At 71.7% G+C, this 25822-nt stretch carries 14 protein-coding genes and 1 CRISPR repeat array; of the genes, 5 read left to right on the forward strand and 9 right to left on the reverse strand.

Features of this window, described 5'->3' with window-relative positions; translation table 11 throughout:
• Position 1: 1 nt before the first annotated feature.
• From DNK56_RS29160 to DNK56_RS29200, 9 genes are all read right to left on the reverse strand, one after another.
• Positions 2-832 carry an endo alpha-1,4 polygalactosaminidase gene (locus tag DNK56_RS29160; RefSeq protein ID WP_111338763.1) on the reverse strand — a complete coding sequence of 277 codons (831 nt, stop codon included), beginning with the start codon at positions 830-832 and terminating at the stop codon, positions 2-4.
• Positions 829-1491, reverse strand: a complete 663-nt coding sequence (locus tag DNK56_RS29165; protein WP_111338764.1) for a spherulation-specific family 4 protein — start codon at positions 1489-1491, stop codon at positions 829-831. Before DNK56_RS29165 ends, DNK56_RS29160 begins: the two co-directional genes overlap by 4 nt.
• Entirely contained in the window at positions 1488-2429 is a 942-nt protein-coding gene (locus DNK56_RS29170) for an NAD-dependent epimerase/dehydratase family protein (RefSeq protein ID WP_111338765.1), read from the reverse strand. The genes DNK56_RS29165 and DNK56_RS29170 overlap by 4 nt, the downstream gene beginning before the upstream one ends.
• A gap of 7 nt (positions 2430-2436) precedes the next feature.
• The gene (locus DNK56_RS29175; protein WP_111338766.1) at positions 2437-3150 is read right to left on the reverse strand and encodes a nucleotidyltransferase family protein; all 714 of its coding nucleotides are present in this window, start codon (positions 3148-3150) and stop codon (positions 2437-2439) included.
• A 29-nt stretch (positions 3151-3179) separates the two neighbouring features.
• A complete protein-coding gene (locus DNK56_RS29180) occupies positions 3180-4181 on the reverse strand; it encodes an SDR family NAD(P)-dependent oxidoreductase (RefSeq protein WP_111338767.1) in 1002 nt (333 codons plus the stop codon).
• An 87-nt stretch (positions 4182-4268) separates the two neighbouring features.
• On the reverse strand, positions 4269-5735 hold the full coding sequence (locus DNK56_RS29185; protein WP_111338768.1) for a hypothetical protein: 1467 nt from the start codon (positions 5733-5735) through the stop codon (positions 4269-4271).
• Positions 5732-7255 carry a GT4 family glycosyltransferase PelF gene (gene pelF, locus DNK56_RS29190; protein ID WP_111338769.1) on the reverse strand — a complete coding sequence of 508 codons (1524 nt, stop codon included), beginning with the start codon at positions 7253-7255 and terminating at the stop codon, positions 5732-5734. Before pelF ends, DNK56_RS29185 begins: the two co-directional genes overlap by 4 nt.
• 102 nt (positions 7256-7357) lie before the next feature.
• A complete protein-coding gene (locus tag DNK56_RS29195) occupies positions 7358-9496 on the reverse strand; it encodes a hypothetical protein (protein WP_111338770.1) in 2139 nt (712 codons plus the stop codon).
• A gap of 421 nt (positions 9497-9917) precedes the next feature.
• Entirely contained in the window at positions 9918-10442 is a 525-nt protein-coding gene (locus DNK56_RS29200; RefSeq protein WP_111338771.1) for a hypothetical protein, read from the reverse strand.
• A gap of 452 nt (positions 10443-10894) precedes the next feature.
• Positions 10895-17450: direct repeats of the CRISPR family, unit length 28 nt; unit sequence GAACTACCCCCGCAGGTGCGGGGACGAC.
• Positions 17451-17619: 169 nt separating this feature from the next.
• Here DNK56_RS29200 and cas3 point away from each other — a divergent pair.
• The 5 genes from cas3 to cas5e all read left to right on the forward strand — a co-directional run bounded on the left by cas3 (position 17620) and on the right by cas5e (position 25820).
• Positions 17620-20532: a CRISPR-associated helicase Cas3' gene (cas3, locus tag DNK56_RS29205; RefSeq protein WP_111339660.1), complete on the forward strand. Its 2913-nt coding sequence runs from the start codon at positions 17620-17622 to the stop codon at positions 20530-20532.
• Positions 20533-20833: 301 nt separating this feature from the next.
• Entirely contained in the window at positions 20834-22522 is a 1689-nt protein-coding gene (gene casA / locus DNK56_RS29210; protein WP_111338772.1) for a type I-E CRISPR-associated protein Cse1/CasA, read from the forward strand.
• Positions 22519-23679 (forward strand): type I-E CRISPR-associated protein Cse2/CasB, encoded by a 1161-nt coding sequence (gene casB / locus DNK56_RS29215; protein WP_111338773.1) that lies wholly within the window; start codon positions 22519-22521, stop codon positions 23677-23679. Before casA ends, casB begins: the two co-directional genes overlap by 4 nt.
• A 162-nt stretch (positions 23680-23841) precedes the next feature.
• Positions 23842-25023 carry a type I-E CRISPR-associated protein Cas7/Cse4/CasC gene (gene cas7e, locus DNK56_RS29220; RefSeq protein WP_111338774.1) on the forward strand — a complete coding sequence of 394 codons (1182 nt, stop codon included), beginning with the start codon at positions 23842-23844 and terminating at the stop codon, positions 25021-25023.
• Entirely contained in the window at positions 25020-25820 is an 801-nt protein-coding gene (cas5e, locus tag DNK56_RS29225) for a type I-E CRISPR-associated protein Cas5/CasD (RefSeq protein WP_111338775.1), read from the forward strand. The genes cas7e and cas5e overlap by 4 nt, the downstream gene beginning before the upstream one ends.
• Positions 25821-25822: the final 2 nt, after the last annotated feature.

Genomic DNA, 25822 nt, shown 5'->3' on the forward strand with positions numbered 1-25822 from the left:
GTCAGCAGGGCTTGCGCCAGGTCCCCAGGTTCCACTTCTTCCGCATCGAGGAGAGGCCCAGCTTGCGGGAGGTGGCGCAGAAGCGGTCCGTCGACTCCGTGTACTCCACGTGGAAGACGGCCTTGCCCGCCTCGATGAACGGCGTCAGCTTCGCGCACTCGCCGTACTGCGCGCACTGCTCGTTGACCGCGAAGTCGAACGTGTCCACCAGGTCCGGGATCTGCGCCAGGTCGTTCTTCAGGCCCACCGCCAGGCGCCGTTCATGGGCGATGTCGGCGATCATGCGGTTGTACCGCAACTGGTCGCGTGCGGTGAGCGGGAAGCCCGTGTCCGCGGTGTACGCCTCCACGAGGTCGGGCTCGACCGCGTCGAAGCCCTTCTTCCGGCACATGTCGAACCGCCGTTCCATGAGCGGCCGGAGCAGGGAGAGCTGCCGGATGTCGAGCCAGCGCTCGCCCTGCCAGCCGTTCCGCCCGCCCAGCACCGAGTGGGGGAAGGCGTCCTTGTCCGGCCGGTAGTCCTCCCATGCGCCGACGTTGATGTAGCAGATCACCTTGCGGCCGTCCCGGTGGAGCCGGTCGACGTCTGCGGCGTCGTTCTCGAAGCCGTCGATGTCGTAGACCGGCACGTCGGCCGCCGTGGGATCGACCTTCCCGTTGAGCTGCCACTGCCAGGCCAGTCCCGGCCGGGGCCGCCACCGGTCCTCGGCAGGCTTGTTCGCCGTCGTGTCCCGGTCGCCGCCCTGCTCGGTGCAGCCGGACAGCAGGATGGCGGAAGCCGCGACGGTCAGCGCGGCCAGCAGCGTGCCCCACGTCCGGGCCCCGGGCTTCACCGCCCCGCTCCGGACAGCACCGGTGTCAGCCCGGCCCACGGGTTCGGCAGCTCCCCGGTCACCGGGCCCGACACGGCGGCGCCGCGCTCATGGGCGGTGCGCACGGCCAGCGGGGCCAGCGCCTCGGGCACGTCGTACACCAGGTGACAGAGGCGGTCGGGCGAACAGCGCGCCGTCCAGTCGGGTCTGCTGAACGCCGACACGTAGGAGGACCAGGGGCCCTCGAACGTGACCAGCAGATCCGCGATCTTGGCGTAGCCGGGAGCGGGGTGCACGCCCGGATTGAGGACCACGGGCGACGCGCCCCGCCTGCGCAGCGCGCGTACCAGCTTCCGGTAGCCGGGCAGAGCGTCCCCGGAGGCGCTCACCTGGTCCAGGAAGCAACCGTCGGTGCCGTACCACTCGCGGTGCCGGGCGGCATCGGCCACGACATCGGCGGCGGACCGGATGCCGTAGTCGGTGTCCACGTATCCGAGCAGCCGGGCCCCCGCGCCGCGCAGGGCCTCCGCCGCCGAGACGAAGGCGGGATCGGGCGCCTCGCCCGGCCCGTCTGCGGGATTGAGCACGACCGCGTAGGTGCGGTCGGCCGCCTCGATGAGCCGGTGCCAGGCGTCCGGGTCCACGGCCGGATGGACGTACAGAGGGATCAGCAGGCTCACGACGCGCCTCCTTCTTCCCCGTGCGGGGCCGGCGGGCGTGCGGCCTCTTCGACGGCGGCGGACCACAGTGCCGTCAGGGATTCCCGCAGCGCGTACGCGGGACGCCAGCCGAGGGCCGCACCGGCGGCGGAGATGTCCGAACACTGCCAGGACACCTGCCCCGAGCGGGCGGAGCCGGCGCCCTCCTCCTCGACGCGCCCGCCGAAGCCCGCGATGTCCGCCAGGGTGTGGACGAGGTCGCGCACCGCTACGGCGTCCCCGCCGCCGATGTTGAGCACGCGCGGCAGCGGTCCGGGCACGGTCACCGCCCGCTCCACCGCCCGCGCCACATCACGTACGTCGACGAAGTCGCGGTACGCCGACAGGTCCCCGAGCCGGAGCACCGCCTCCGGGTCGCCCGTGCCCGCCTCGCGCAGGAGGCGGGTGACCCGGCCGGGCAGCCCGCCGGGCGGTGCCCCCGGCCCCACCGGGTTGCCGACCCGGAGGACGAGCGCGTCCAGGGCCGAGGTCGCGACGGTGACCGTACCGGCCAGCTTCGTGGCCCCGTAGGCGCCGAGCGGGCGAGTGGCCGCCGACTCCGCCACCGGAACCCGGTCGGACCCCGGACCGTACTCGGCGGCCGAACCGAGATGGACCAGCCGGGCCGAGGGGCAGGCCAGGGCCATCGCCTCGCACAGGACGGCGGGACCGCGGGCGTTGGCCTCCGCCAGTGTCACCGGATCTCCGCCGGTCGCCCCGGCGCAGTTGACCACGGCATCCGGCGCTGCCGCCGCCAGCGTCTTCGCGAGCCGGTCGGCGGAGTCGGTGGCGAGGTCGACCGGCACGTCGGCGGCGGGGGACCGCCCGCCGGTGAGGACGTGCGCGTCCGTGAGGGTGCCCAGCCGCTCGGCGACGTGGGCCCCCAGATACCCGGTGGAACCGAGGACGAGAATGCGCATGTGGTGCTCAGGCTCCCTTGAGCAGCAGGGACTTGCGGCTGGTGAACTCGGCGTTGGCCCGGTCGTAGTCGTCGGGCCGGCCGATGTCCAGCCAGTACCCGGAGAACTCGTAGGCGCTCGGCGGGTTCCCGGCACGCAGCAGGTCCAGGACCAGTTCGTCGAAGCCCAGCGGCAGCCCGGCGGTGTACCCGTCGAGTGTGGCCCGGCTCAGCCCGTACACCCCCATCGAAACGCGGTAGTCCATGCTCGGCTTCTCCGTGAAGCCCACCACCTTGCTCGCGTCGGTGGTCAGCACCCCGAAGTCGATGCGCACCTGGCGCGCGTACGTGGCGATGGTCAGCGGCGCCTTGGAGTCCTGGTGGCTGCGCAGGACATCGGCGTAGTCCAGGTCGGTGAGGATGTCCCCGTTCATCACCAGGAAGTTCTCCGGCAGCCGCTCTCGCATCGTCAGGAGCGGCCCCATGGTCCCCAGCGGGGACGCCTCGGTGGAGTAGTCCACCTTGAGTCCCCACTGCGATCCGTCACCCACGTACGCCCGGATGATCTCCCCGAGATGGCCGATGGCGATGGTGCAGCCGGTGAACCCGGCCGCGGAGAGCTGGCGCAGGACGATTTCGAGGATGGCGTGCTGGTCGCCGATGGGCACCAGCGGCTTGGGCAGGGCCGTGGTGTAGGGCCGTAGCCGGACGCCCTTGCCGCCGGCCATGATCACTGCGTACATGGTCTTCCCTCCCGACGCACCGGATGTGGTCAGATGTTGTAGATGCCGGTCTTGTAGCGGGCGAGGTTGCCCGGCTCGCGGAAGAACTCCACGGTCTGCGCGAGGCCCTCCTCCAGGGTGTGCGCCGGGCTCCAGCCGGTCGCCGCGCGGAGCCGCCCGGCATCCGCGACCAGCCGCATGACCTCGGAGTTCGTGGGCCGCAGCCGCTGCGCGTCCTCCCGGACGTCGAGCGCGGAGTCCATCACCTTGCCGATGAGCGCGACCAGGTCGCCGACGGAGATCTCGCCGCCCGTACCGGCGTTGAACGTCCGGCCCACGACCTGTTCGGCGGGCGCGGTGCCGACCGCCAGGAACGCCTGCGCGGTGTCCTTGACGAAGGTGAAGTCCCGGGTGGGACGCAGGTCGCCGAGGGTGATGGTCCGCTCCCCGGCCGCGACCTGGCCGATGACCGTCGGGATCACCGCGCGCATGGACTGCCGGGGCCCGAAGGTGTTGAACGGCCGCAGCGTCACCACGGGAGTGTCGAAGCTGGCGTGGTAGCTGTCGGCCAGCCGGTCCCCGCCCGCCTTCGAAGCCGCGTAGGGCGACTGGGTGTTGATGGGGTGGTCCTCGGAGATCGGCACGGTCTGCGCGGTGCCGTAGGTCTCGCTGGTGGAGGTGTGCACCAGGCGCGGTGTGCCGGCGGCGCGTACCGCCTCCAGCACGTTCAGGGTGCCCGTGACGTTGGTGTCCACGTAGCTGTGCGGCGCCCGGTAGGAGTAGGGGATGGCGATCAGCGCGGCCAAGTGGTAGACGCAGTCGGCCCCTTCGACGAGATGACGGACCGAACCCGGGTCGCGGACGTCGCCGAGAACGATCTCGACCTGGTCCAGGACGTCGGGGGAGAGGGTTTCGAGCCAGCCGTACGACGAGAAGGAGTTGTACTGCGCCATGGCCCTCACCCGGTACCCGGCGGCGACGAGCGCCTCGGTGAGGTGCGATCCGATGAAGCCCTCGGCTCCGGTGACGGCGGCGAGCGGTGGGGCGGTCACGATGGTTTCCTCCGGTGGTGTGGTGGTGTGGTGGTGTGGTGGTGTGCGGGTTCGGTGGTGTGCGGGTTCGTGGCCGGTGCAGCCGCGTCAGCCGTGTGCGGCGGGCCGGCCCAGCTTCCGTACGGCCACCGCGATGAGACAGAGCAGGGCGGCACCGCAGCTCAGCGGCAACGCGGTGGTGCCGGACGAGGCGTCGGTCAGGATCTCCGCACCGGCGAAGCCCGCCGCGCCGAGACACACGACGGCAGCCGGCCAGGCGGTGCCGAACGCCTGGAGCAGCAGGGAGATCCACAGCGTTCCGGCGAGCAGCAGCAAACTGGCGGGCTCGGCGTTCGCGAGCATCGCCGCCGGCACCAGCGGGCCGAGGTACACCAGCAGACAACCGGCGAGAACGGCGCAGGAGCGGAACCGGAACCCGCCGAGCGTCCTCGCGGACCGCAGCGCCGCCACCGACAGTCCGCGGTAGCGGTAGAGCAGCCACTCGGCCGGTCCCATGCTCAGGGTCAGCACGATCACCGCCCAGGGCTGGTCCCGGCCCGCCAGGAACGCGAGCGAGCCGGCGGCCAGCCCGAACAGGCCGTACGGCAGGGACAGCCACAGCCCCGGACGCGCGGCACCCGACGCGGCCGGGGCGGCGATCGCGGCGCGCAGCGCCCAGCCGGCCGCGGCGACGGCGCCGAGCAGCGACAGCAGCGGCAGCCCGGCGCGCAGCACGTTCCCGGGCTCCCACCACAGCAGCGACGCCCCACCGGCGGCGACCGGCAGGAGGGCCGCCAGCAGCAGCCGCTCGCGGCCCAGTACGAGCAGCACACCGGCCGCCGCGAGGTAGGCCGACTGGACCGTGACGACCAGGGCCGTCACACCCGACCCCGCGAGCGCGGCCCCGGCGGCGGACGCCACCGCGGCACCCAGCGGCGCCCCCTTCGCGAGGGTGCGGCCCGCCTCCCGCCGCCCGGTCGCCAGGCGCAGATACGCTCGGTGGCCCAGCGCCTGGTTCCAGGCCCAGGAGATGAGCCCCGCCACCACCAGCGCCCGCACGGTGCCCTCGGCGGGCAGCAGCCGCCCGACGAGCGCGTACGCCAGGCCGGGGAGCGCGAACAGCAATCCGCGCAAGGCGCAGCGCAGATGGTCCGGCCGCCAGGGGTCCTTGGGGCGGGGCGGCTCGGGGAACGTACGCGGCACGCGCCGGAACACCGCCGTCGCCAGCGAGAACAGGTCGTCGTGCCCGTACTTCTCCCGGATCACGTCCCCGGTCAGGCCCTCGGACTCCAGCAGCGCGGCGACCTCGTAGGAGTGGACCGCGGGCGCGACCCGGTCGGCCAGCGCGGCGGCCAGCTCGTCCACCGCGTCGGCCTGCACCCTGCGGCGGGGCAGCACGGTGGCGCCGGGGTTCAGGTCGGCGAGACGCAGGGCGAGGGTGCGGTCGTCGCCGAGCCGAAGGGCGAGCGTGCGGTCGTCACCGAGGCGCAGAGCGAGCGTGCGATCGTCGGCGAGGCGCAGAGCGAGGGTGTCCTGCTCCGCGCCGCCCGGTTCCAGCGACATGGGCCCGCTCATATGGCCGCGCTCCTCACCGGGAGTGCGTTTGCCGCCGTCTGCGGCTGCTCCCCGCCGGTCGAGGACGTCTTGCGGCCGCTGGGCTCGGACAACTCCTGGTAGATGGCGCGGAAGGTGTCGATGGTCTGCCGGAGGGTGAACTGCTCGATCACCCTGAGCCGGGCCCCCTCGCCCATCCTCCGGCGCCGGGTGGGATCGGCCAGCAGCTCCAGGGCCGCGGCGGCCATCGCGGCCGGATCGCGGGGCGGTACGACGAGACCGGTGTCACCGACCGCCTCCCGGACCCCGCCCACATCCGTGGAGACGGTGGCCCGCCCGCAGGACATGGCCTCGATCAGGGTGAAGGGGAAGCCCTCGCTGATGCTGGAGAGCATGACGACGTTGCCCGCCGCGTAGGCGTCCCTGATGTCTTCGACCCGGCCCTCGAAGGTGACCGCGTCGGCCTGGCCCAGCTCGGCGGCCAGCGCCTCGCACCGGTCCCGGTAGCCCTCACCACCGCGCGGCGTACCGCCGAACAGGCGCAGCCGTGCGGCCGGCACCCGCTCCCGTACGAGGGCGAAGGCGCGGATCAGGGTCTCCAGGTCCTTGATCGGGTCGACCCGGCCGGCCCAGCTCAGCACGGGGTCGGTGGGTTCCGGCCCCGCGGGCGGGAACGCGGCCGGGTCCACGCCGTTGTAGACGGTACGGATCGCGTCGGGCGCGGCGCCGCCGTGCTCCTCCCAGAGCCGGTTGTAGCGGTTGCCCGGAGTGATCAGGGCGGCCTTCCGGTACGTCTCCTCCGCGAGCAGCCGGAAGAACCCCAGGACGAGGGCCTTCACCGGCCACCGGTAGGGAGCGGTGCGGTATCCGAGGTAGCGCTCGCGCAGGTACACGCCGTGCTCGGTGAGCAGCAGCGGCACACCGTGCCGTTCCAGTGCGGCGAGGCCGGGCAGGACCGCCACACCTCCGCTGACCGCGTGCGCCACGCCCGCCGTCGGGTACGGCGCGGCCAGCGGTCGCAGGGCGTGCTCCAGGAGCGCGGTCGCGGTCACCGCGTCGTGCAGGGTCGGCCGGGCCTCGCGCACGGCGAGCCCGGACCGGTTCCAGACGGCCGTCAGGATGCCGAGCGCCTGGTCACCGCGCAGGAACGGGCTGAGCCAGCCGTCCTCGCCGGCCCGCGCCAGCGCGTACAGCGCCGGGGCGAAGCCGCTCTCCGCGCGCGGGTCGAGCAGCGCCGTCACGAACCGCTCGTAGGACTGGGCGAGCCGCCGGCCGTGGCGCCCGTACGGCGCCTGCCCCTTGGGGACGGGGCCCCACATGGGCATGGAGACGATGCGGCCGACGTGGGCGGGGATGTCCCAGACGACCGGTTCGGTGCCGGTGCCGGTGACGGCGAGCACGTCGAACGCGATGTCGGGCATGCCCGTGACGAGTTGGTCGCACCAGACGCTCACACCGCCGTGACTGTGCGGGTAGGTGCCTTCGGTGAGCAGGGTGACGCGCGGCGCGCCGGAGCGTCGCGCGCCGAGGGGAATGTGCATGGAACTGCTCCACGGCCAAGAAGTGAGAGTGTCGGGCCCGGGGGCGCGGGCCCGACCCGGCCGCCGGGGACGGGCGGCCGGGACGGGAGGGCGTAGGCGCTGTCAGCGCCCCGCGTCGTGGGGGACCTGCGCCACGACGCCGGAGGGGACCTTCGTCCGGGGAGCGGGGGCCGTCGGCGTACCGGTCACGGCGGGTGTGCCGGTGACGGCGGATGTACCGGTTCCGGACGTGGGGAGGTCCAGGGTGTACGGCAGGGCGGTGGCCGGGGCCCAGCCGGAGACCCGGCCGGCGTAGGCGGACCCGAAGCCGGTGCCGTCGTGCTGGGTGCCGGCGGGCATGGTGGCCGTGATCGACACGCCCGCGGGCGCCTGAACGGTCACGTCGTCGCCGATGCGGTAGGCGGTGACCTGGCCCGCGTCGAGGGCGGCCCGCCAGGCGGCGCGGCGCTGCGTCTCGACGCCGATGTCCTTCATGCGGAGGTTCACCACGGGGGTGTCGGCGGTGAACAGGTCGTCGTAGCCGCCGAGCACACCGTCGAGCACCGGATAGGCGATGCGGTCCTCGGTGAGGTTCGCCTGGTGGATGAAGTGGGGCTTGGGATCGTTGGACAGGACGTGCCCGAGGGCGATCCGGGTCTCCAGCGGGACGATGTAGTCGGTGTAGCCGGTGGTGACGTCCAGCGGTGCGGCCAGGCAGGTGGTGGTGGCGGGGTTGTCCTCGCAGATCCCGCTGCCGCCCTGGGCGCGGCTGGTGTAGAGCCAGTTGTACTCGTCGACCTGCTCGGCCCTTTGCCCGGCGTTGTAGAAGATGTTCATCGGGTAGCGGGAGATGGTCGTGGCGGGGCCGACTTGGCGCTGCACGGGGTCACGGGAGTTGTCCGAGCCCAGCCACTGGATGCCGGTGTCGGCGAGGGCGAGGGCCAGATTGGGGTTGTCCACCGGCTGCTGCGGGGTCACCTTCAGACCGGAGTGCTCTCCGGTGACCAACTCCTTCTGCGCGAGCGGGAGTCCGTGCGCCACGCCCCAGGCCTCGTTGGTCGCGATCTCGTCGACGATGTCGTTCCGGCCGACCCACCGGGTGGAGCCGTCCGGGTTCGTCGCGCACGTCCACGGCACCACGCTGATGTCCTGCACGCAGCCGAGGAAGGCGTGGGTGTAGGTGTGGTTGATCCAGCGGAACTGGTTCCGGTCGGTGATCAGCTTGTCGGCGAGGAGGTCCTGACCGGCGTTGTCCTCGCGGTGGTCGGCGCTGCCGGAGGCGTTGTAGGCCAGGTCGAAGGTGAAGTCGTGGCTGTTCTGCCAGGCGATGGCGTGGTCGACGTCGGCCGGGACCATGCGGATCGGATTCGGGGTTCCCGTGCCCGGCTGGCAGTCGACGTCGCCGGGGGTGCAGTTGAGGTCGGTGTCCCAGCGGTCGTCGGCGGCGAACACGTCGTCCACGTGGACCGCGAAGTAGTTGCGGTCGGCGCCGAGGTGCACGCCGCCGGTCATCCACTCCACGATGCCCCGGGCCAGCAGCCGGAACTGCTGCTGGTACCGGTTGTAGACGAAGGTGACGACGAGTTCCTGCCGCCCGTCGTGCCGGTACTCGCCGACCAGGGAGCCCTTCGTGGCCCTCCCCGGGATGGTCGCCTGGACGTACGGGGTGAAGTCGGCGCCGGTCACGGGCGTGGAGAGGTAGGCGTAGGACTCGCCCACGGTGGGGGAGTTGTCCTCGAACGGGACCGTGCCCTCCAGGTAGCCGAAGGGTCCGTCCTTGCCGGCCTGCGTCACCTCGGCCCGCATCCCGTCGGCGCTGCCGGCGTAGCCGGTGCCGACCGCCGCGTTGAGCCCGACCTGCGGCCGGGCGTACGTGTAGGCGTCGACCTGGGGGATCGCGTACGCCTGCTCGTAGGCCACGAGGGCCGCCATCTCGGCAGAGCCGGTGGGGAAGGGGTTGTCGTTGGGCAGGACGACGGCCTGGTACTTCGCTCGCGGCCGGCCGTCGACGGTGTCGGCGAGGAAGGCGGCGTCGATCACGGCTCGCCCGGAGTCGTTCAGATCGACTTCGGTGTACGGCGTTCCGGCGTCCTCCAGTTCGGCGGCTATCGCGTCGGTGGAGGGCCCCCCGTCGCTGACGACGAGCACGCGCAGATCGACGCGCGGTGCCGGATCGTCCGCCTGTGCGGTGGCAACGGGTAACCCGATGGTCGCCAACAGCGTGCTCACCAGGAGCGCGGTAGTGCGAATGGTCCGCTTCATGCGGTGGAAATCCCTCCCGAGGGCAGGGGAGGTCGGGCTCCCTCCGGAGCCTGCCCCACCCCATGACCGTGCCGCCGCCTCTCTGAGGGCGACGGTCGTTGACGCATCCGTCGAGTCACAATGATGAGGGCTCACGTGGAGTCCTTGTGTGACTAACGGGAAACTTGACGGAAAAGCATATGTCTCGATCAATCCGACAAGGTGGTGGCCCTGGTTGGCCGCGGTGCGCCCGGCCGCCGGGCGCGCGGGTGAGCAGTGCCAATGGGCTGGACCGGAATGCCGCATCACGGTGGAGCCGGATCAAGTCAACCGGCCGTCGGCATGCCGACGGCGGCCGGTGTGGAGCAGGGGCCGGCCGCCGTCGTTCATGAGATCCCCGCTCAGCGGGGGCGCGCTCCGCCCGGGACGCGCGAGGGTGCGATCACGCGCACAGCACCCGGGTCTCGGGCGTGTAGACGGGGCCGCCGCTGATGTTGGTGCTGTCGCTGAACTCCGCGTAGAAGTAGGAGTAGAAGCCTATGTTGCCGTTGCAGCCGGAGTCGGCGGCGACCTGCAGCGTCAGGGTGACGGTACGGCTCTGACCTGGCGGAATGGTGGTTCCGTAGTTCCCGCCGAGGTCCGCCGGCCCGACACCGGAACACGGGACGGCCCCAGCGGCCGTCGCCAGGCTGCACCCGGTGAAGCTGTACTTGAGGTCGGGGCGCTGGGTGGTCAGCCAGGTGGGGTCGATGGTCTGGTAGACGAACCAGATGTCGTACGTCTGATTGTTCTTGATCGTCATCGACAGGTCCACCGCGCCACCGGGCGTGGTGGTGGCCGCGCTGGTCGTGAACGACAGTTCGGCGGCCGGGCCGGCGGCGCTTGCGGAGGGCGCCATGCCGAAGAGCGAGAGGGCGACGGCGACGATTGCGGCGAGACCGAGGCGTCTCGTACGAGTGAGTTCCATGGCCCGGGAGACTAAGCGCGGCCCGCACACACCGTCTGCACCCCCAGCCGCACGGTGTTCACGATGTGGCTGAAAGTGACCGGACGGTGAAGGTCTTGTGCGATTACCTTCACATGACAGCCAGTGGGCTCGTTCCCGCACGATAACGCCATGATGCGACCCGACAGCAGAGAGTCGCCAACCTCGACCCAGCCGAAGCCCCACCACCCCCCACCAATGGCGGATTTCCCCCGCGCGAGACGGCCGACGGCCGATGCGCGGCTGCGGGGGTGGGCATGGCCGGGGGCGCCGAGACCCCGAGCTGACGAGGAGGACGAGCGAGACGATCTGGGGCCACGAGGCGGCCTGCGGAACCACCCCGCAGGTGCGGGGACGACATCTCCACGAGGGGGAACTACCCCCGCAGGTGCGGGGACGACAGCGTTCCGCCGGCCACGGTGCCGAGCAGCATGGAACTACCCCCGCAGGTGCGGGGACGACAAGTACGAGTCCGACTTGGGGTGCAGGATGACGGAACTACCCCCGCAGGTGCGGGGACGACCTTACCGGGCTTAACCGGCTCGGACGCGGCATAGAACTACCCCCGCAGGTGCGGGGACGACGAGCTGGTGGTGAAGACGAACAGGCGGTCAGCGGAACTACCCCCGCAGGTGCGGGGACGACGAGCCCGGCGATCACCTGGCCGACGGGGACAGGGAACTACCCCCGCAGGTGCGGGGACGACGCGGAGGGGAAGTGGCGGACGATGTAGAGCGGGGAACTACCCCCGCAGGTGCGGGGACGACAGGTCGAGCACGCCGTCGATGGCGTCGGCCTCGGAACTACCCCCGCAGGTGCGGGGACGACTCGCTGGAGGAGTACGAGCGGCGGCGCGCCGAGGAACTACCCCCGCAGGTGCGGGGACGACCAGTAGGTGACGCCGCCGCGCGTGATGACCGGCGAACTACCCCCGCAGGTGCGGGGACGACGACATCGACACGTAGGAGGTTCCGGCCAAGAGGGAACTACCCCCGCAGGTGCGGGGACGACCTGGGCTGCGGTGAACCGCCAAGCGCCCCCGACGAACTACCCCCGCAGGTGCGGGGACGACGTCGTCGGGGTCGAGGTCGGGGTGGGCGGTGGGGAACTACCCCCGCAGGTGCGGGGACGACGGCCGGGGTGTCCAGCCAGACGCGGCCGGCGCGGAACTACCCCCGCAGGTGCGGGGACGACTCTGTGATGTTGCGGCGGATGAGGTGGTCGACGGAACTACCCCCGCAGGTGCGGGGACGACCAGTCACCGGACACCGCCGTCATCGCCCGGCCGGAACTACCCCCGCAGGTGCGGGGACGACCGCGCGCAGCAGCTCGACAATGTCGGGGCGCAGGAACTACCCCCGCAGGTGCGGGGACGACTTCCGCGGCGGGGGATGCGGCGGTGAGGGCGCGGAACTACCCCCGCAGGTGCGGGGACGACACCGAGCAGCCCAGTGCGGACACCCACGTCCGGGAACTACCCCCGCAGGTGCGGGGACGACAGGGACCGGGCGCGGGCCTTCGCGGCGGCGGCCGAACTACCCCCGCAGGTGCGGGGACGACCCGCGGACCCCGGTGACCTCGGTGCACCGCTTGGAACTACCCCCGCAGGTGCGGGGACGACTCCACACCCCCGGCCGTGACAGCGGCGCGGGGGGAACTACCCCCGCAGGTGCGGGGACGACGCGCCGTACTCGCTGTCGACGCTGGCCGACACCGAACTACCCCCGCAGGTGCGGGGACGACGTCGCGCGGGCGACGATGCCGGGGAAAATCACGGAACTACCCCCGCAGGTGCGGGGACGACCACGGCGACCAGCTCTGGCCCGAGCTGTCGGACGAACTACCCCCGCAGGTGCGGGGACGACCAGGCGTCACCGATGCGCCGGGACCTGGCCCCGGAACTACCCCCGCAGGTGCGGGGACGACGCCCTGGCCGGGGGCACCGCCGTGGATGATGCGGAACTACCCCCGCAGGTGCGGGGACGACTCGGGCTCGCGTGTCCTCGGCGGGCGCCGGTGCGAACTACCCCCGCAGGTGCGGGGACGACAGCCGGAACGCCCGGTCGGACAGCAGCGCGACCGAACTACCCCCGCAGGTGCGGGGACGACCTGTCGCCCGCACTGGCCACGATCGGCGCGGCGGAACTACCCCCGCAGGTGCGGGGACGACCCGGCGGCTTCCAGCCTGGCGAGCCAGACCGCGGAACTACCCCCGCAGGTGCGGGGACGACTGGACGCTGCGCCTCGCCTCGACCCAGCGCGGGGAACTACCCCCGCAGGTGCGGGGACGACTGGGCGTACGGCGCGACCAGCTGCAGCAGCGCGGAACTACCCCCGCAGGTGCGGGGACGACGCGACGGGGGCGAGAGTGAGGGGCATCCGCGACGAACTACCCCCGCAGGTGCGGGGACGACACGCCGAGATCCAGGGCCGGGCCGTGCCTGGCCGAACTACCCCCGCAGGTGCGGGGACGACCGGCTCACCCCCAACGGGGCAGCCACCACCACGGAACTACCCCCGCAGGTGCGGGGACGACTCGGCGGCCTCGGTCAGCAGGTCCAGGAGGGTGGAACTACCCCCGCAGGTGCGGGGACGACGCCCACCTCTGTACCCCCAGCGATCTGGAAGAGGAACTACCCCCGCAGGTGCGGGGACGACCTGGTCACGGTGCCCGTCGTGAGCGGGACGCCCGAACTACCCCCGCAGGTGCGGGGACGACGCCCTCCTTGCCGGATACGCAGGCATGGCCGCCGAACTACCCCCGCAGGTGCGGGGACGACGGGGCCGCCGCCCGGTCGTCCGGGCGGCGGCGGGAACTACCCCCGCAGGTGCGGGGACGACAGGAGCGGTGGCACCCGCCACCACCCGTACGGAGAACTACCCCCGCAGGTGCGGGGACGACGTGTCGTGGGCCAGTGCCTTCGGCTCCAGCTCCGAACTACCCCCGCAGGTGCGGGGACGACGCTGTCGCGATTTACGCGGCGTCGCTGGTGCCGGAACTACCCCCGCAGGTGCGGGGACGACCAGCTGACTGCGTACGAGCAGCTGTTCCTCACGGAACTACCCCCGCAGGTGCGGGGACGACGCCCACGGCCCCATCTGCGGCGGCACCGCCGAGGAACTACCCCCGCAGGTGCGGGGACGACCGCGCGGCCCACCTCGGCGATGAGCGGACCGCGGAACTACCCCCGCAGGTGCGGGGACGACGACGGTGGCCCACAGGGCGGCGAGGGCGGCGAGGAACTACCCCCGCAGGTGCGGGGACGACGGGATGACCGCCTGGCTGATCCGGATCGGGGCGGAACTACCCCCGCAGGTGCGGGGACGACTTGCGCGAGCGCGGCCGCCACCGCCGGTCGTGAGAACTACCCCCGCAGGTGCGGGGACGACCGGAAGATGGCAGGCGAGGTGTCCCACTGGGCAGAACTACCCCCGCAGGTGCGGGGACGACACTTGTTGCCGGCCTCCAGCGTGCCCAGGTCGAGAACTACCCCCGCAGGTGCGGGGACGACCCGGAACACGACGATCAGCTGGGCCACGTCGTGGAACTACCCCCGCAGGTGCGGGGACGACATGGCGCGCAGCTCAGCGCGGACGTAGACGAGGGAACTACCCCCGCAGGTGCGGGGACGACGCGGGGCATCGGCGATCACCCCGTCTCCGTGTGGAACTACCCCCGCAGGTGCGGGGACGACCGCCGGGCAGGGTGGTTACCTTCGTGATCGCCTGAACTACCCCCGCAGGTGCGGGGACGACCCACGGCCACGCCGAGGTCAGCCGTCAGCACGAGAACTACCCCCGCAGGTGCGGGGACGACCACTGCCCCGAGCTGATGCCGTACCGGGCTGCCGAACTACCCCCGCAGGTGCGGGGACGACTTGATGGGCGTGAAGACGAACCCGGCCTGGGCCGAACTACCCCCGCAGGTGCGGGGACGACAGTAGGACAGCGTGTACGTGCCGCCGGTCGGGGGAACTACCCCCGCAGGTGCGGGGACGACGTGGGCCTGGGACATGGAGTCCAACGAACGGTCGAACTACCCCCGCAGGTGCGGGGACGACCACTGCCCCGAGCTGATGCCGTACCGGGCTGCCGAACTACCCCCGCAGGTGCGGGGACGACGCTCGGGCCCGCGAGCACGTGGTCCATCGCAGAGAACTACCCCCGCAGGTGCGGGGACGACAGGTCCTCCGCATCCCGCGCGGTCTCCAGCGGCGAACTACCCCCGCAGGTGCGGGGACGACCACTCGTGTCCCGGAGACACGCGCGTGAAGCAGGAACTACCCCCGCAGGTGCGGGGACGACCGGACACGAGGACTCCCCACTGTCGCCGAAGACGAACTACCCCCGCAGGTGCGGGGACGACTGAATGATTCCGTTGCGGAACGGAATCAGGGTGGAACTACCCCCGCAGGTGCGGGGACGACACATCGGGCGCACGGAATCACCGCCGTGCGTCCGAACTACCCCCGCAGGTGCGGGGACGACCGGCCTAGTGGACTAGGTCGCCGGCCACCTCTAGAACTACCCCCGCAGGTGCGGGGACGACCCGGCATGTAGTCGCCTATGAGGCAGGGGTATCGAACTACCCCCGCAGGTGCGGGGACGACATCGGAGTCGAGAAGACCTCGTCCTGGTCCGGCGAACTACCCCCGCAGGTGCGGGGACGACCGGGTCCCACTTCTCGCCGGACCCGCGCTTGGGCGAACTACCCCCGCAGGTGCGGGGACGACTGGCGCCTGCTCCTCACGAAACCGCCGACCACGGAACTACCCCCGCAGGTGCGGGGACGACCGCGTGGCTGTCTACCAGGGCCAAAATCGCCGAGAACTACCCCCGCAGGTGCGGGGACGACACCGGGCCCGAGGCTGGGCGGCACCCGGCCGCGGAACTACCCCCGCAGGTGCGGGGACGACGAGCGGCAGGCGAACGCGGCCAGGCAGAAGGCAGAACTACCCCCGCAGGTGCGGGGACGACGGGCGGCGGGGGGCGGTGTTCTCGGGCTCGGGGGAACTACCCCCGCAGGTGCGGGGACGACCGCGTGGGGGCAGGGTGAAGGCCACGTGATGGAGAACTACCCCCGCAGGTGCGGGGACGACGCCACTAAGAGCCGATCCGTGGCCAAGGCCGAGGAACTACCCCCGCAGGTGCGGGGACGACGCCACTAAGAGCCGATCCGTGGCCAAGGCCGAGGAACTACCCCCGCAGGTGCGGGGACGACTTCCGCGATCAAGCGGACTGTACGCGCCTTGGGGAACTACCCCCGCAGGTGCGGGGACGACGTCCGGAGAAACAGCCCCACCGGCAGGCCCGGTGAACTACCCCCGCAGGTGCGGGGACGACGACACTCCGAGCAAGTTGGTGCCGAAGTAGGACGAACTACCCCCGCAGGTGCGGGGACGACCCGGGCTCGCCGTCGTCCTGGTCGTGCTCGCGGGAACTACCCCCGCAGGTGCGGGGACGACGTCGTCGCAGCGGCAGAAGCCGACCACGCCGACGAACTACCCCCGCAGGTGCGGGGACGACAGGGCCGCATCGTGAATGCGCTGGCGGTCATCGGAACTACCCCCGCAGGTGCGGGGACGACCCGCAGATGGGGCCGTGGGCGGTGACGCCCATCGAACTACCCCCGCAGGTGCGGGGACGACCTGACCGACCCTTGACGACGGCGAGGGCCGTCGGAACTACCCCCGCAGGTGCGGGGACGACCGCGGCCTGCGACACCGTGTAGCCCGCCTCCAGGAACTACCCCCGCAGGTGCGGGGACGACGCCGTGCTCGCGCTGCAGGCGGGCAACCAGGAAGAACTACCCCCGCAGGTGCGGGGACGACGCGACATCGGACCTGGCCCTGGCCGCCAGGGCGGAACTACCCCCGCAGGTGCGGGGACGACGGGCCCAGGAGCGAGGCGTCCTCCTGGACCGCGGAACTACCCCCGCAGGTGCGGGGACGACGAGCACGAAGAGGAGGAAGACGACGCATCCGCCGAACTACCCCCGCAGGTGCGGGGACGACCACAGCGACTACCCCCGTCCCCCCACAGCGGCAGAACTACCCCCGCAGGTGCGGGGACGACCTCCTCGTCCATGTCGTCGTACTGGTAGTCCTCGAACTACCCCCGCAGGTGCGGGGACGACCCCGCCACGACCCGGCCCGCGTCCTGCGCGAAGGAACTACCCCCGCAGGTGCGGGGACGACTTCGGCCTCGGGTACAACGGCGCCCTCGGTCAGGAACTACCCCCGCAGGTGCGGGGACGACCGCTGCTCGAACCCGCCGGTCTTCGTGAGCTCGGAACTACCCCCGCAGGTGCGGGGACGACCCGTTGTACCCGAGGCCGAAGTGGCTCTCCAGGGAACTACCCCCGCAGGTGCGGGGACGACCGGGTCGCCTCCCTGATCTCTGCCGGGGTGGCGGAACTACCCCCGCAGGTGCGGGGACGACGCGGCCAAGACCTCCGGGCTGGTCCCGGAAAAGGAACTACCCCCGCAGGTGCGGGGACGACGCCGAGGGCGAGGGCCCGCTGCGCCTGGAGCGGGAACTACCCCCGCAGGTGCGGGGACGACGGCCTCACGCGCCGCACGCTCGCGGTCCTCACGGAACTACCCCCGCAGGTGCGGGGACGACAGGTTGCTGGTGTAGATCGAGGGGCGGCAGGCGGAACTACCCCCGCAGGTGCGGGGACGACTACACGCTGCACCTGACGCCGCGCGGCCTGGCGGAACTACCCCCGCAGGTGCGGGGACGACACCGTCACCCGCGATCCTGCTCGGGGCTACGTGGAACTACCCCCGCAGGTGCGGGGACGACCGTGCCTCGACGGCGGAGGACCGTGTCGTGGAGGAACTACCCCCGCAGGTGCGGGGACGACGAGGGGTTCGTCGTCCAGCTCGCGACCTCCTGGGAACTACCCCCGCAGGTGCGGGGACGACCCGATCCTGCTGCTCGCGGATCTGCTGCGCCGCGAACTACCCCCGCAGGTGCGGGGACGACACTTCGTGACCTGCGGTGATGCTAGCGCGTGTGGTGGTTTTCCTTTACTTGCATTTCGGGTCTGCTGCGGCTCGCTCAGGGGCGTTGTCAGTGGCACCGCCTAGTGTGCCAGGGCGTGAGGGAAGGAGTGGTTGCTGTGGCAGATCTTAGGTGTTCTGTGGTTCAGCTCATGAGGGGCATGGGGCTGGCGCCCGACGTCGTGGAGCGGGTTTCGCGGCTTTGGGGGAAGTCCGCGGCCAGGAACGGTGGGCGTACGCATCTGCTGATCGGGCATCTGCTGGACACGGCCGCAGTGGCCGGGCTCATGTGGGACCGGTACCTCTCGCCGGCCTTTCGGCGCAGGCTTGATGAGATCAGCGGGGGCCGGGGCCGCCTGTGGTTCATGTGGGTGTGCGGCATCCACGACTGCGGCAAGGCGTGCCCGGCGTTTCAGGCCATGGACCCGATCGAGGCCGCCCCCGTGCAGGCGGCCGGGCTGACGTGGGGGCGGCAGCCGGCCAATCGGGGGAAGCGGTGGCGCCACGATGTCGCCGGGGCTGCCCTGCTCAAGCCTCGGCTGGCCGCCGAATGGGGGAGCGAGGAAGCCGCCGGGTGGGTATGGCCCCTGGTGGCGGGGCACCACGGTACGTTTCCAGCCGTCAAGAGCATCAAGCCGCCGTACCCAGGGGCAGGTGGTCAGGGGCCCGAATGGGCCGAGGCGCAGCGCGCGGTGGTCGACGTGTTCACCCGTGCCATCGGGTTCGAGGACCTGGCGGACGTGCGCCCCGTGGGCGCCCTGCGGAAGGCGGAGCAACTCGCGCTGTCGGGCCTGATCGTGATGGCGGACTGGATCGCGAGCGGCGGCCGCACAGGCCGAGGGTTGGCAGACGCCGGGCAGGTCTCGCTGGACGAAGCCCAGCGCCGCATGGAGTCGTGGTGGGACGAACTGCGCCTGCGCGGCGGCTGGCAGGGCCTTCCACTGCCCCGTACCCGGCTGGCCCCGCTCACCGACCGGCTTGGGGTGGCGCCACGCGCCTCGCAGCGGGAGTTGGTGGAGCGGGCGTGGTCGATGCCGGTACCGGGGCTCATGGTCGCGGAGGCGCCCATGGGGGAGGGGAAGACGAAGGCTGCCCTCGCGGCCGCCGAGGTCCTGGCGGCGCGCTTCGGGCTCGACGGAGTGTTCGTCGCGATGCCCACCCAGGCCACGAGCGACCCGATGTACGAGCAGGTCCTGCAGTGGGTGCGTACGTTTGACCCGGAGCTTGAGTCACAGGTCGCGCTCCTGCACGGACGCCGGCGCTTCAACGCCTGGTGGCGGGCGATCTGGGAAGGGAAGTCCCGCCCGGACACCGACGAGTGCGAATGCGCGGGCGAGGGAGCCGACCCCGAAGTCCTCAACGCGTACGACGACTTCGGAGGCATCGGCGAGGACGCCGACTTCGGCATGGCCCCGGCCGTACCGTTGACCGGAGACGTTGCCTCCTCCGAGGCGGACGGCCCCGCCCACTGGTTCCTCGACAACAAGCGAGGGCTGCTCACCGCGTTCGGTGTCGGCACCGTGGACCACCTGCTGCACGCCGCGACCCGCACTCGCCACGTCATGCTCCGGTTCGCCGGGCTCGCAGGCAAGGTCGTGATCGTCGACGAGGTCCACGCCGCAGACATCTACATGCGGCAGTTCCTGGTGGAGGCGCTGCGCTGGCTGGGGCAGGCGGGGGTTCCGGTCGTGCTGCTCTCGGCGACGCTGCCGCCCGCGCAGCGGCAGCTCTTCGTGGACGCCTACCTGTCCGGCGTCCTGGGTACGGCGGACGTGCACCAGCCGGTTCCGGAGCCCGCCGGGTACCCGTGCGTCACGGTCGCCTACGGCGTGGAGGGCCGAGCCGTCGCCGAGACGTCCCGCGAGGCCGTGCCGTCCTGGCGCGCATCGATGCCCGTGGAGCTCGCCTGGCTGCCCGACACCGATGTCTCCGGTGCGCGGATGGTGCGGGCGGTACGCGAATCCGTCGCGGACGGGGGAGTGGCCCTGGTGGTGGTCAACCAGGTCGCCCGCGCCCAGGCGATCCACGACGGCCTGCGTGAGGCCGGCTTCGGCGGCGAGCTCCACCTGCTGCACGCACGGTTCTGTGCCGCCCACCGCGCCGACCGGACGGCGGAGTGCCTGCGTCTGATGGGGCCGAAGGCAGGTGCGGACCGGCCGGAGCGCATGGTGGTGATCGCCACACAACTCGCGGAGCAGTCCTTCGACGTGGACGCGGACGTGCTGATCACCGACCTGGCCCCCACCGACCTGCTCCTGCAACGCATCGGCCGGCTGCACCGCCACAGCGGTACCCGCCGCCCCGATACCCACCGCGTACCGAGGGTCCTGGTCACGGGCGCGGCGGCGGGACAGGACGGAGTCCCGCGCTTCCTCAAGGCTTCGGAGACGATCTACGGCAGGTGGTCCCTGCTGCGGGCGGCAGCCCTCGTGGAGGAGGCCGCCGGCTCACTTTCGGCCGCCCCGGATGCGCGGAGTGCGCGTACGCAGGGGAACGGGTGGAGCATTCCGGCCGACGTGCCGGAACTGGTGGCCCGAGCCTACGGCGGCGAAGGCATCTGCCCGGCCGACTGGCACGAGACCGAAGCCCTGGAGCACTGGCAGGGGAAGGAGCGGGACCGGGAAGACAAGGCCGGAGAGTTCCTTCTGTGCCGTCAGCGGGAGTGGGCCTTCCCCACGCTTGAGGGCCTGCACTACGCGGGCAGCCGGATCGCCACCCAGGAGCAGCTCGACGCCCTCGTCCGGGACGGCGAACCGACCGTCGAGGCGGTGATCGTCCATCGCGTTCCCGGTGGCTACCGGGCGTACGACGGCACCTGGCTCGGTATCCACGGCGAGGTGGACGACGACGAGGTCACCGACCGGTTGATGGGCGGGACCATCCGCCTCCCCGCTGGGCTCACCGAAGCCGCTCGGGCCGAACTGCGCCCGCTGCCGGCGTGGGTGAACCGCCCGTGGCTCAAGTACCGGCCGGCGCTGGTCCTGGAGGAGGACGGCACGGCGGTCCTGGGCACGCACAAGGTCTCGTACGACGACGTGCTGGGCCTGCTCATCGAGTGGGGGTGAGTGTGGAGCGTCCCGGATTCCCTCGACCCCGCCTGTGCGGGGACCACATGGAGAACTGACAGGGAACACCCCCGGCGCTGCGGGGAGAAGAGACGCTCCTCACGCTCAGGCAAAGAGTACTGGCCTATGGCCTGTAGCTCCGGAAGCTGAAGCAGTCGCTGGAGTCAGTCCGGCAGGTTGCGAGAAGTGACAGTTAGGATAATGTGGTGATCGGCGGGGAGGCGAGGCTCGGGAGGCATCGTTTCCCCGCCGACTCTCCCGTCTGGAGGACGGGGGTACCTCATGGAGAGGAGAAACCGCCATGGACGTCAACGGAGACCTGGTCCACGGCGCGATGCTGGCCGCGGTCGATGTGGACGGCACCACGCGACAAACCGGCGTGCTGAACCTGCTGTTCGAAGCGCATCGGATTCGACGTCTGGAACTCCCGGTGCACACCATGACACCGGTGGTGTTGCGCCAACTGCTGCTACCGGTCGTGTTCGATGCGCTGGGGATGCCGAGGAGCCGGCAGGAATGGGGTGAGCGGTTCCGCCAGGGAAGGTTCTCCGAGGAGGAACGCGCCCGCCTCGGCGCGTACCTGGGCCCCGAGCGGTACGGCGACCGGTTCCGGCTCTTCGACCCGGAGCGCCCCTTCGCACAGGTGGCAGGGCTGACCGCGCTGAACGGGGAGACGAAGTCCACCGCGCAGTTGGTGCCTTCGGTGGCATCCGGGAACAACGTGCCCCTGTTCAGCGCGCTGAACGAGTCGGACGACCTGCTGCTGACACCGGGCGAAGCCGCGCTGTGGCTGCTCCACGTGCACTGCTGGGACACGGCGTCGATCAAGACCGGCGCCGAGGGCGACCCGCAGGCGAGCAAGGGTAAGACGACCGGGAACCCCACCGGTCCGCTCGGCCAGTTCGGTGTCGTCGTTCCCACCGGAGCGACGCTGTACGACACGCTGCTGCTGAACACCCCCATCGTGCCGGACGGCCTCAAGGCCGACGACCGGCCGCAGTGGGCCTGGGACGAGCGACCGGCAAGCCTCGGCTGCGCGTCACCGGCAACCCCGGCCTGGTCCCAGCGCCCGGCGAGCGGGTTGTTGGACCTGCTGACCTTTCAGTCACGCCGGGTGCGCCTGTTCACCTGCGAGACGGAGTCGGGGCTACGGGTGAACCGGGCCATCGTGTCCGCCGGTGACCGGCTGACGCGGACGCCCCAGGACGAGCCGCACACCGCGTGGCAGCACACGGCCAAGCCGAAGAAGGACCAGCCGCACCAGCGGCCCCGCCGGCACGCCTCGGGCCGGGCGGCGTGGCAGGGGCTGAGCACCCTCCTGGCGATGACCCTGCCCGAACAGAGCGACGGCCCCTACACCTCATCGCTGCTGCGGCAGATCGGGGACCTCCAGGCCGATCAGGTGCTGCCCCAGGGATACCCGCTCGGTGCGGAGACATCGGGTCTGGAGTACGGCACGCAGTCCGCCGTGGTGGAGAACGCGATCGGTGACGACGTGCCCCTGCCGGTCAACGCGCTCCTCGCCCAGGACGAGTGGCTGCGCGCGGCCTTGTTGGAGTGCGTCGACCAGGCGGACCAGGTCGCTCGGGCGCTCGATGGTCTCAACAACGATCTGCGGCGCGCCGCAGGCGGTGACCCGCTGCCCAGGGACAAGGGCAGCAGGCCGTCCGCGACGTTCCTCCACTCCCTCGACCGGACCATGCGGCGGCTCCTCGTCGGCCTGCGGACCGTGGGGGACGACGGCGATCTCCTCGAACGAGCCCAGCTGGCCTGGGAGCAGTGCCTGCGGATCGCCGCGGACAGGGAAGCCGGCCTGCTGCTCGCGGCCGTCCCGCCGCGCGCCGTCGTGGGCCGCACGGTCAGGATCGGTGACAAGGAGTTCGTATACCGCAGCGGCAAGGCCGTTGGTCACTTCCGGGCGAAACTCGGCGCGATTCTGGAACGGGTCGCGGCCGAACACCCCGTCGAGGCAGAGGAGGCCGCGGCATGACGTCTACCCGGACACGGCCGTACTTCTGGGAGGAGGCTGCCGAAGAATGGGACGCGAAGCAGCGGGCGGGACAGCCTTCGGAATTCTCCGAGTACGTCGTGCGCAAGCTCAGGGCCGTGCGTGAAGGCGTGGGCCGGGAGGCGGGTTCCGTCGCGTCGATGCGATCCGTCCACCGCGTCTTCCTCCGGGACGAGGACCTGGACAGCCTCCCGCACGCGTACGTCGCCGAGCACTACGCGTTGACCCTGTTCGGTCTGCACCAGCACGCCTCGTCCGAGCCCGTGCACCGGCCCGGCATCGGGCTCGGCACCGCGTTTCTGCGGCTGTGGCGCACGGAACCGCAGGCCCGGCCCGCTCGGGAGCGGCGACTGCTCGCGGCCGCCACCGCCCAGGACGTGCACGAACTGGCGCAGCACCTCCAGCGCCTCGTACCCCTGCTGCGGCAGGCGGGTATCGGCCTGGACTACACGCGGCTGTTCTTCGAGCTGCAACAGTGGGACGGACCGAAGCGGGACCGCACGCTGCGGGCCTGGGGCCTCCAGTGCACCGACCCCGGCACTTCCGCCCCACCCGGTGACGAGGGCGGCCAGCGCTCCGACGCCGACAGCGCGTCCGCACCGTACTGGGTGACATACGACCCCAAGAGCCGGGACGCCGCCGCCGACCTGGCCGCGCTGCGCTCGGGCATCGGGCGTGAGGCGGGCACGGTGCCCGCCATGTGGACCTTCCACCGCATCGATATGGAGCCCGAATGGCGTGACAGGGGAGCCCTTACGCGGGATCTGAAGGCCGAACACGCGGCGCTCACCCTCTTCGCCCGTCACCAGCAGGCCCAAGAGCACCGGATGCACATCAAGGGCCACAGCCCCGGCACCGCTGTCGGCTCCCTCGCCAAGAAGACGGCGGAGGGCAAGGGCACGGGCGCCACCACCGCACTGGAACGGCGCTTCGGCGTCCTGCTCACCTCCAACGACTTCGACGAACTCGTCATGCATCTGCGGTCGCTCGTACCGCTGCTGAACCAAGCTGGTATCGGACTCGACTACGACCTGATCCGCAAAGCCCTGCGTGCCTGGGACGACCCGCGCCGGCCGGACGCCGCCGCGTCCTACCGGCAGCGCTGGGAGCGCGACTTCCATACCGCGAACATGCCCTGAATCCACCGACCGACCGGAGACGGCCGCCCGCCCGGCCGCCCCGGCGCGTACGCGGGACGTCGTCCCGAAGGAACCCCGCGTACGCCCCACCGCTTCGACTCTCACCCCCGCGTGCCGCCACGGGCGGCGCCCCACGCCTTCACGCCTTCTAGGAGCTGTGCCATGAACCAGCCGCACCTGTTCGTCGAGGTCCACATCCTGCAGAGCCTCCCGCCGTCCAACGTCAACCGGGACGACAGCGGTACCCCGAAGCAGGCCGTCTTCGGAGGCGCTCGGCGCGCCCGCGTCTCCTCGCAGGCGTGGAAGCGGGCCACCCGTACCGAGTACGCCCGGCAGGTGCCCGAGGCCGACCGGGCCACCCGCACCAAGCGCATCGCCACCCTGCTCACCAAGCGGCTCGCCCGGTCCACCGACAAGGGCGGAGCCGGCCTCGCCGCGGAGCAGGCCGACCGTCTGACCACCGCGCTTCTCGAACCGCTCGGGATCACCAAGTCGGCGAAGAAGGACGACCAGTCGGCGTACCTGCTGTTCTTCGGAAAGACGCAGCTCGATGACCTGGTGGCCGCGCTCGACGGCCGTGCCGCCGAACTGGCCGCCCTGCCCGACGACGAGCTGAAGGCGGAGGTGAAGAAACTCCCCGTCGTCCAGACGCTGTCCACCGGGCACCCGGCGGAGGTCGCGCTCTTCGGCCGCATGGTCGCCGACCTGCCCACACTGAACGTGGATGCCTCCGTACAGGTCGCGCACGCCCTGTCCACCCACGCCGTGCGCACCGAGTTCGACTACTTCACCGCGGTGGACGACGAGAAAACCGAGGACCACGGGGCCGAGATGATCGGCACCGTCGAGTTCAACTCCTCCACCCTGTACCGGTACGCGGTCCTGGGCGTGCACCAACTGCGCGACAACCTCTCCGACGCCGCCGAGACCAGGGACACCGCGGTCCGCTTCGTCGAGGCGTTCGCACGCTCCATGCCCACCGGACACCAGAACTCCTTCGCCCACCGCACCCTGCCCCACCTGGTCCTGCTGACCGTCCGCACCGACCAGCCGGTGAACCTGGTCTCCGCCTACGAGGAGCCCGTCACCGGCACCGCCGGCCTCGCCGAACAATCCGCAGTCCAGCTCGCCGAAGAACTCAAGAAGGTCGGCGAGACCTGGGGCAGCAAGCCGCTGCGTACGCTGGCCACCTACACCGCCGAGAAGGACAAGGTCACCGACGCGTTCGGCTCCTCCCTGCCCTTCCCCGCCCTCCTCGACGCCCTGGGCACCCTGGTCGGCGACTGGCTCGACGGCGGAGAGGCGGCCGTAGCCGGCGACGGCGCGGAGGCCGGTGCCCGATGACCGGCACCGAGTACGCGGTCCTGTTGCTGAGGCTCGCCGCCCCCCTGCAGTCCTGGGGCGGTCCCTCCCGCTACAACCGGCGCGAAACGCGCCCCCAGCCCACCAAGTCCGGGGTCCTCGGCCTCCTGGCCGCCGCCGAAGGCCGCGACCGCGCGGCGTCCATCGCCGACCTGGTCGGACTACGGCTCGGCGTCCGGGTCGATCAGCCCGGCTCCCTGCTCCGCGACTACCACACGTACAGCGACTACCGGGGGGTGCCGCTGCTGTCGGCCAAGACCAACGCCAAGGGGCAGCAGACCAGGACCTCACCCGCCAAGTACACGGGCGTCACCCAGCGTTTCTACCTCCAGGACGCCGTCTTCGTCGTGGCCCTCCGCGGCCCGAAGCCCCTCGTGGCGGGCCTGGAGAAGGCCGTCCGGCACCCCGTCCACCCGCTCTCCCTCGGCCGCCGCTCCTGCCCGCCCACCGGCCCCGTCAGCCTCGGCCTGCGCCCCGACACCGGGCTGGAGGAGGCGCTGAAAGAGGTGCCGTGGAAGGCGGGCGAGCACCGCCGCCGCCAGGTCCGGGACGCCACCGTGTCCCTGGAGGCCACCGTGGAGGACCCGGCGGGCGACCACCTCGCCGTGGACGTCCCCGACACCTACGACCTCAAGACCGGAACCACCTTCGGCCGCCGCGCCGTGCGCCATCTGTGGGTCACCGTGCCCACCGGACACGCCGAGCCGCCGCAGTCCGCGCAGGACACAGGCCCCACCGGCCGGTCCGGCCACGACCCGTTCGCCCTCCTGGGCTGGTGACC

The sequence above is a fragment of the Streptomyces sp. AC1-42W genome (assembly GCF_003248355.1).
Lineage (GTDB): Bacteria > Actinomycetota > Actinomycetes > Streptomycetales > Streptomycetaceae > Streptomyces.

What these genes read in the sequence shown, in the direction of transcription:
- DNK56_RS29170 (WP_111338765.1), bottom strand. Translation starts at nt 2,429, where the DNA reads ATGCGCATTCTCGTCCTCGGTTCCACCGGGTATCTGGGGGCCCACGTC.
- DNK56_RS29175 (WP_111338766.1), bottom strand. Translation starts at nt 3,150, where the DNA reads ATGTACGCAGTGATCATGGCCGGCGGCAAGGGCGTCCGGCTACGGCCC.
- DNK56_RS29185 (WP_111338768.1), bottom strand. Translation starts at nt 5,735, where the DNA reads ATGAGCGGGCCCATGTCGCTGGAACCGGGCGGCGCGGAGCAGGACACC.
- pelF (WP_111338769.1), bottom strand. Translation starts at nt 7,255, where the DNA reads ATGCACATTCCCCTCGGCGCGCGACGCTCCGGCGCGCCGCGCGTCACC.
- DNK56_RS29195 (WP_111338770.1), bottom strand. Translation starts at nt 9,496, where the DNA reads ATGAAGCGGACCATTCGCACTACCGCGCTCCTGGTGAGCACGCTGTTG.
- DNK56_RS29200 (WP_111338771.1), bottom strand. Translation starts at nt 10,442, where the DNA reads ATGGAACTCACTCGTACGAGACGCCTCGGTCTCGCCGCAATCGTCGCC.
- cas3 (WP_111339660.1), top strand. Translation starts at nt 17,620, where the DNA reads ATGAGGGGCATGGGGCTGGCGCCCGACGTCGTGGAGCGGGTTTCGCGG.
- casA (WP_111338772.1), top strand. Translation starts at nt 20,834, where the DNA reads ATGGACGTCAACGGAGACCTGGTCCACGGCGCGATGCTGGCCGCGGTC.
- casB (WP_111338773.1), top strand. Translation starts at nt 22,519, where the DNA reads ATGACGTCTACCCGGACACGGCCGTACTTCTGGGAGGAGGCTGCCGAA.
- cas7e (WP_111338774.1), top strand. Translation starts at nt 23,842, where the DNA reads ATGAACCAGCCGCACCTGTTCGTCGAGGTCCACATCCTGCAGAGCCTC.
- cas5e (WP_111338775.1), top strand. Translation starts at nt 25,020, where the DNA reads ATGACCGGCACCGAGTACGCGGTCCTGTTGCTGAGGCTCGCCGCCCCC.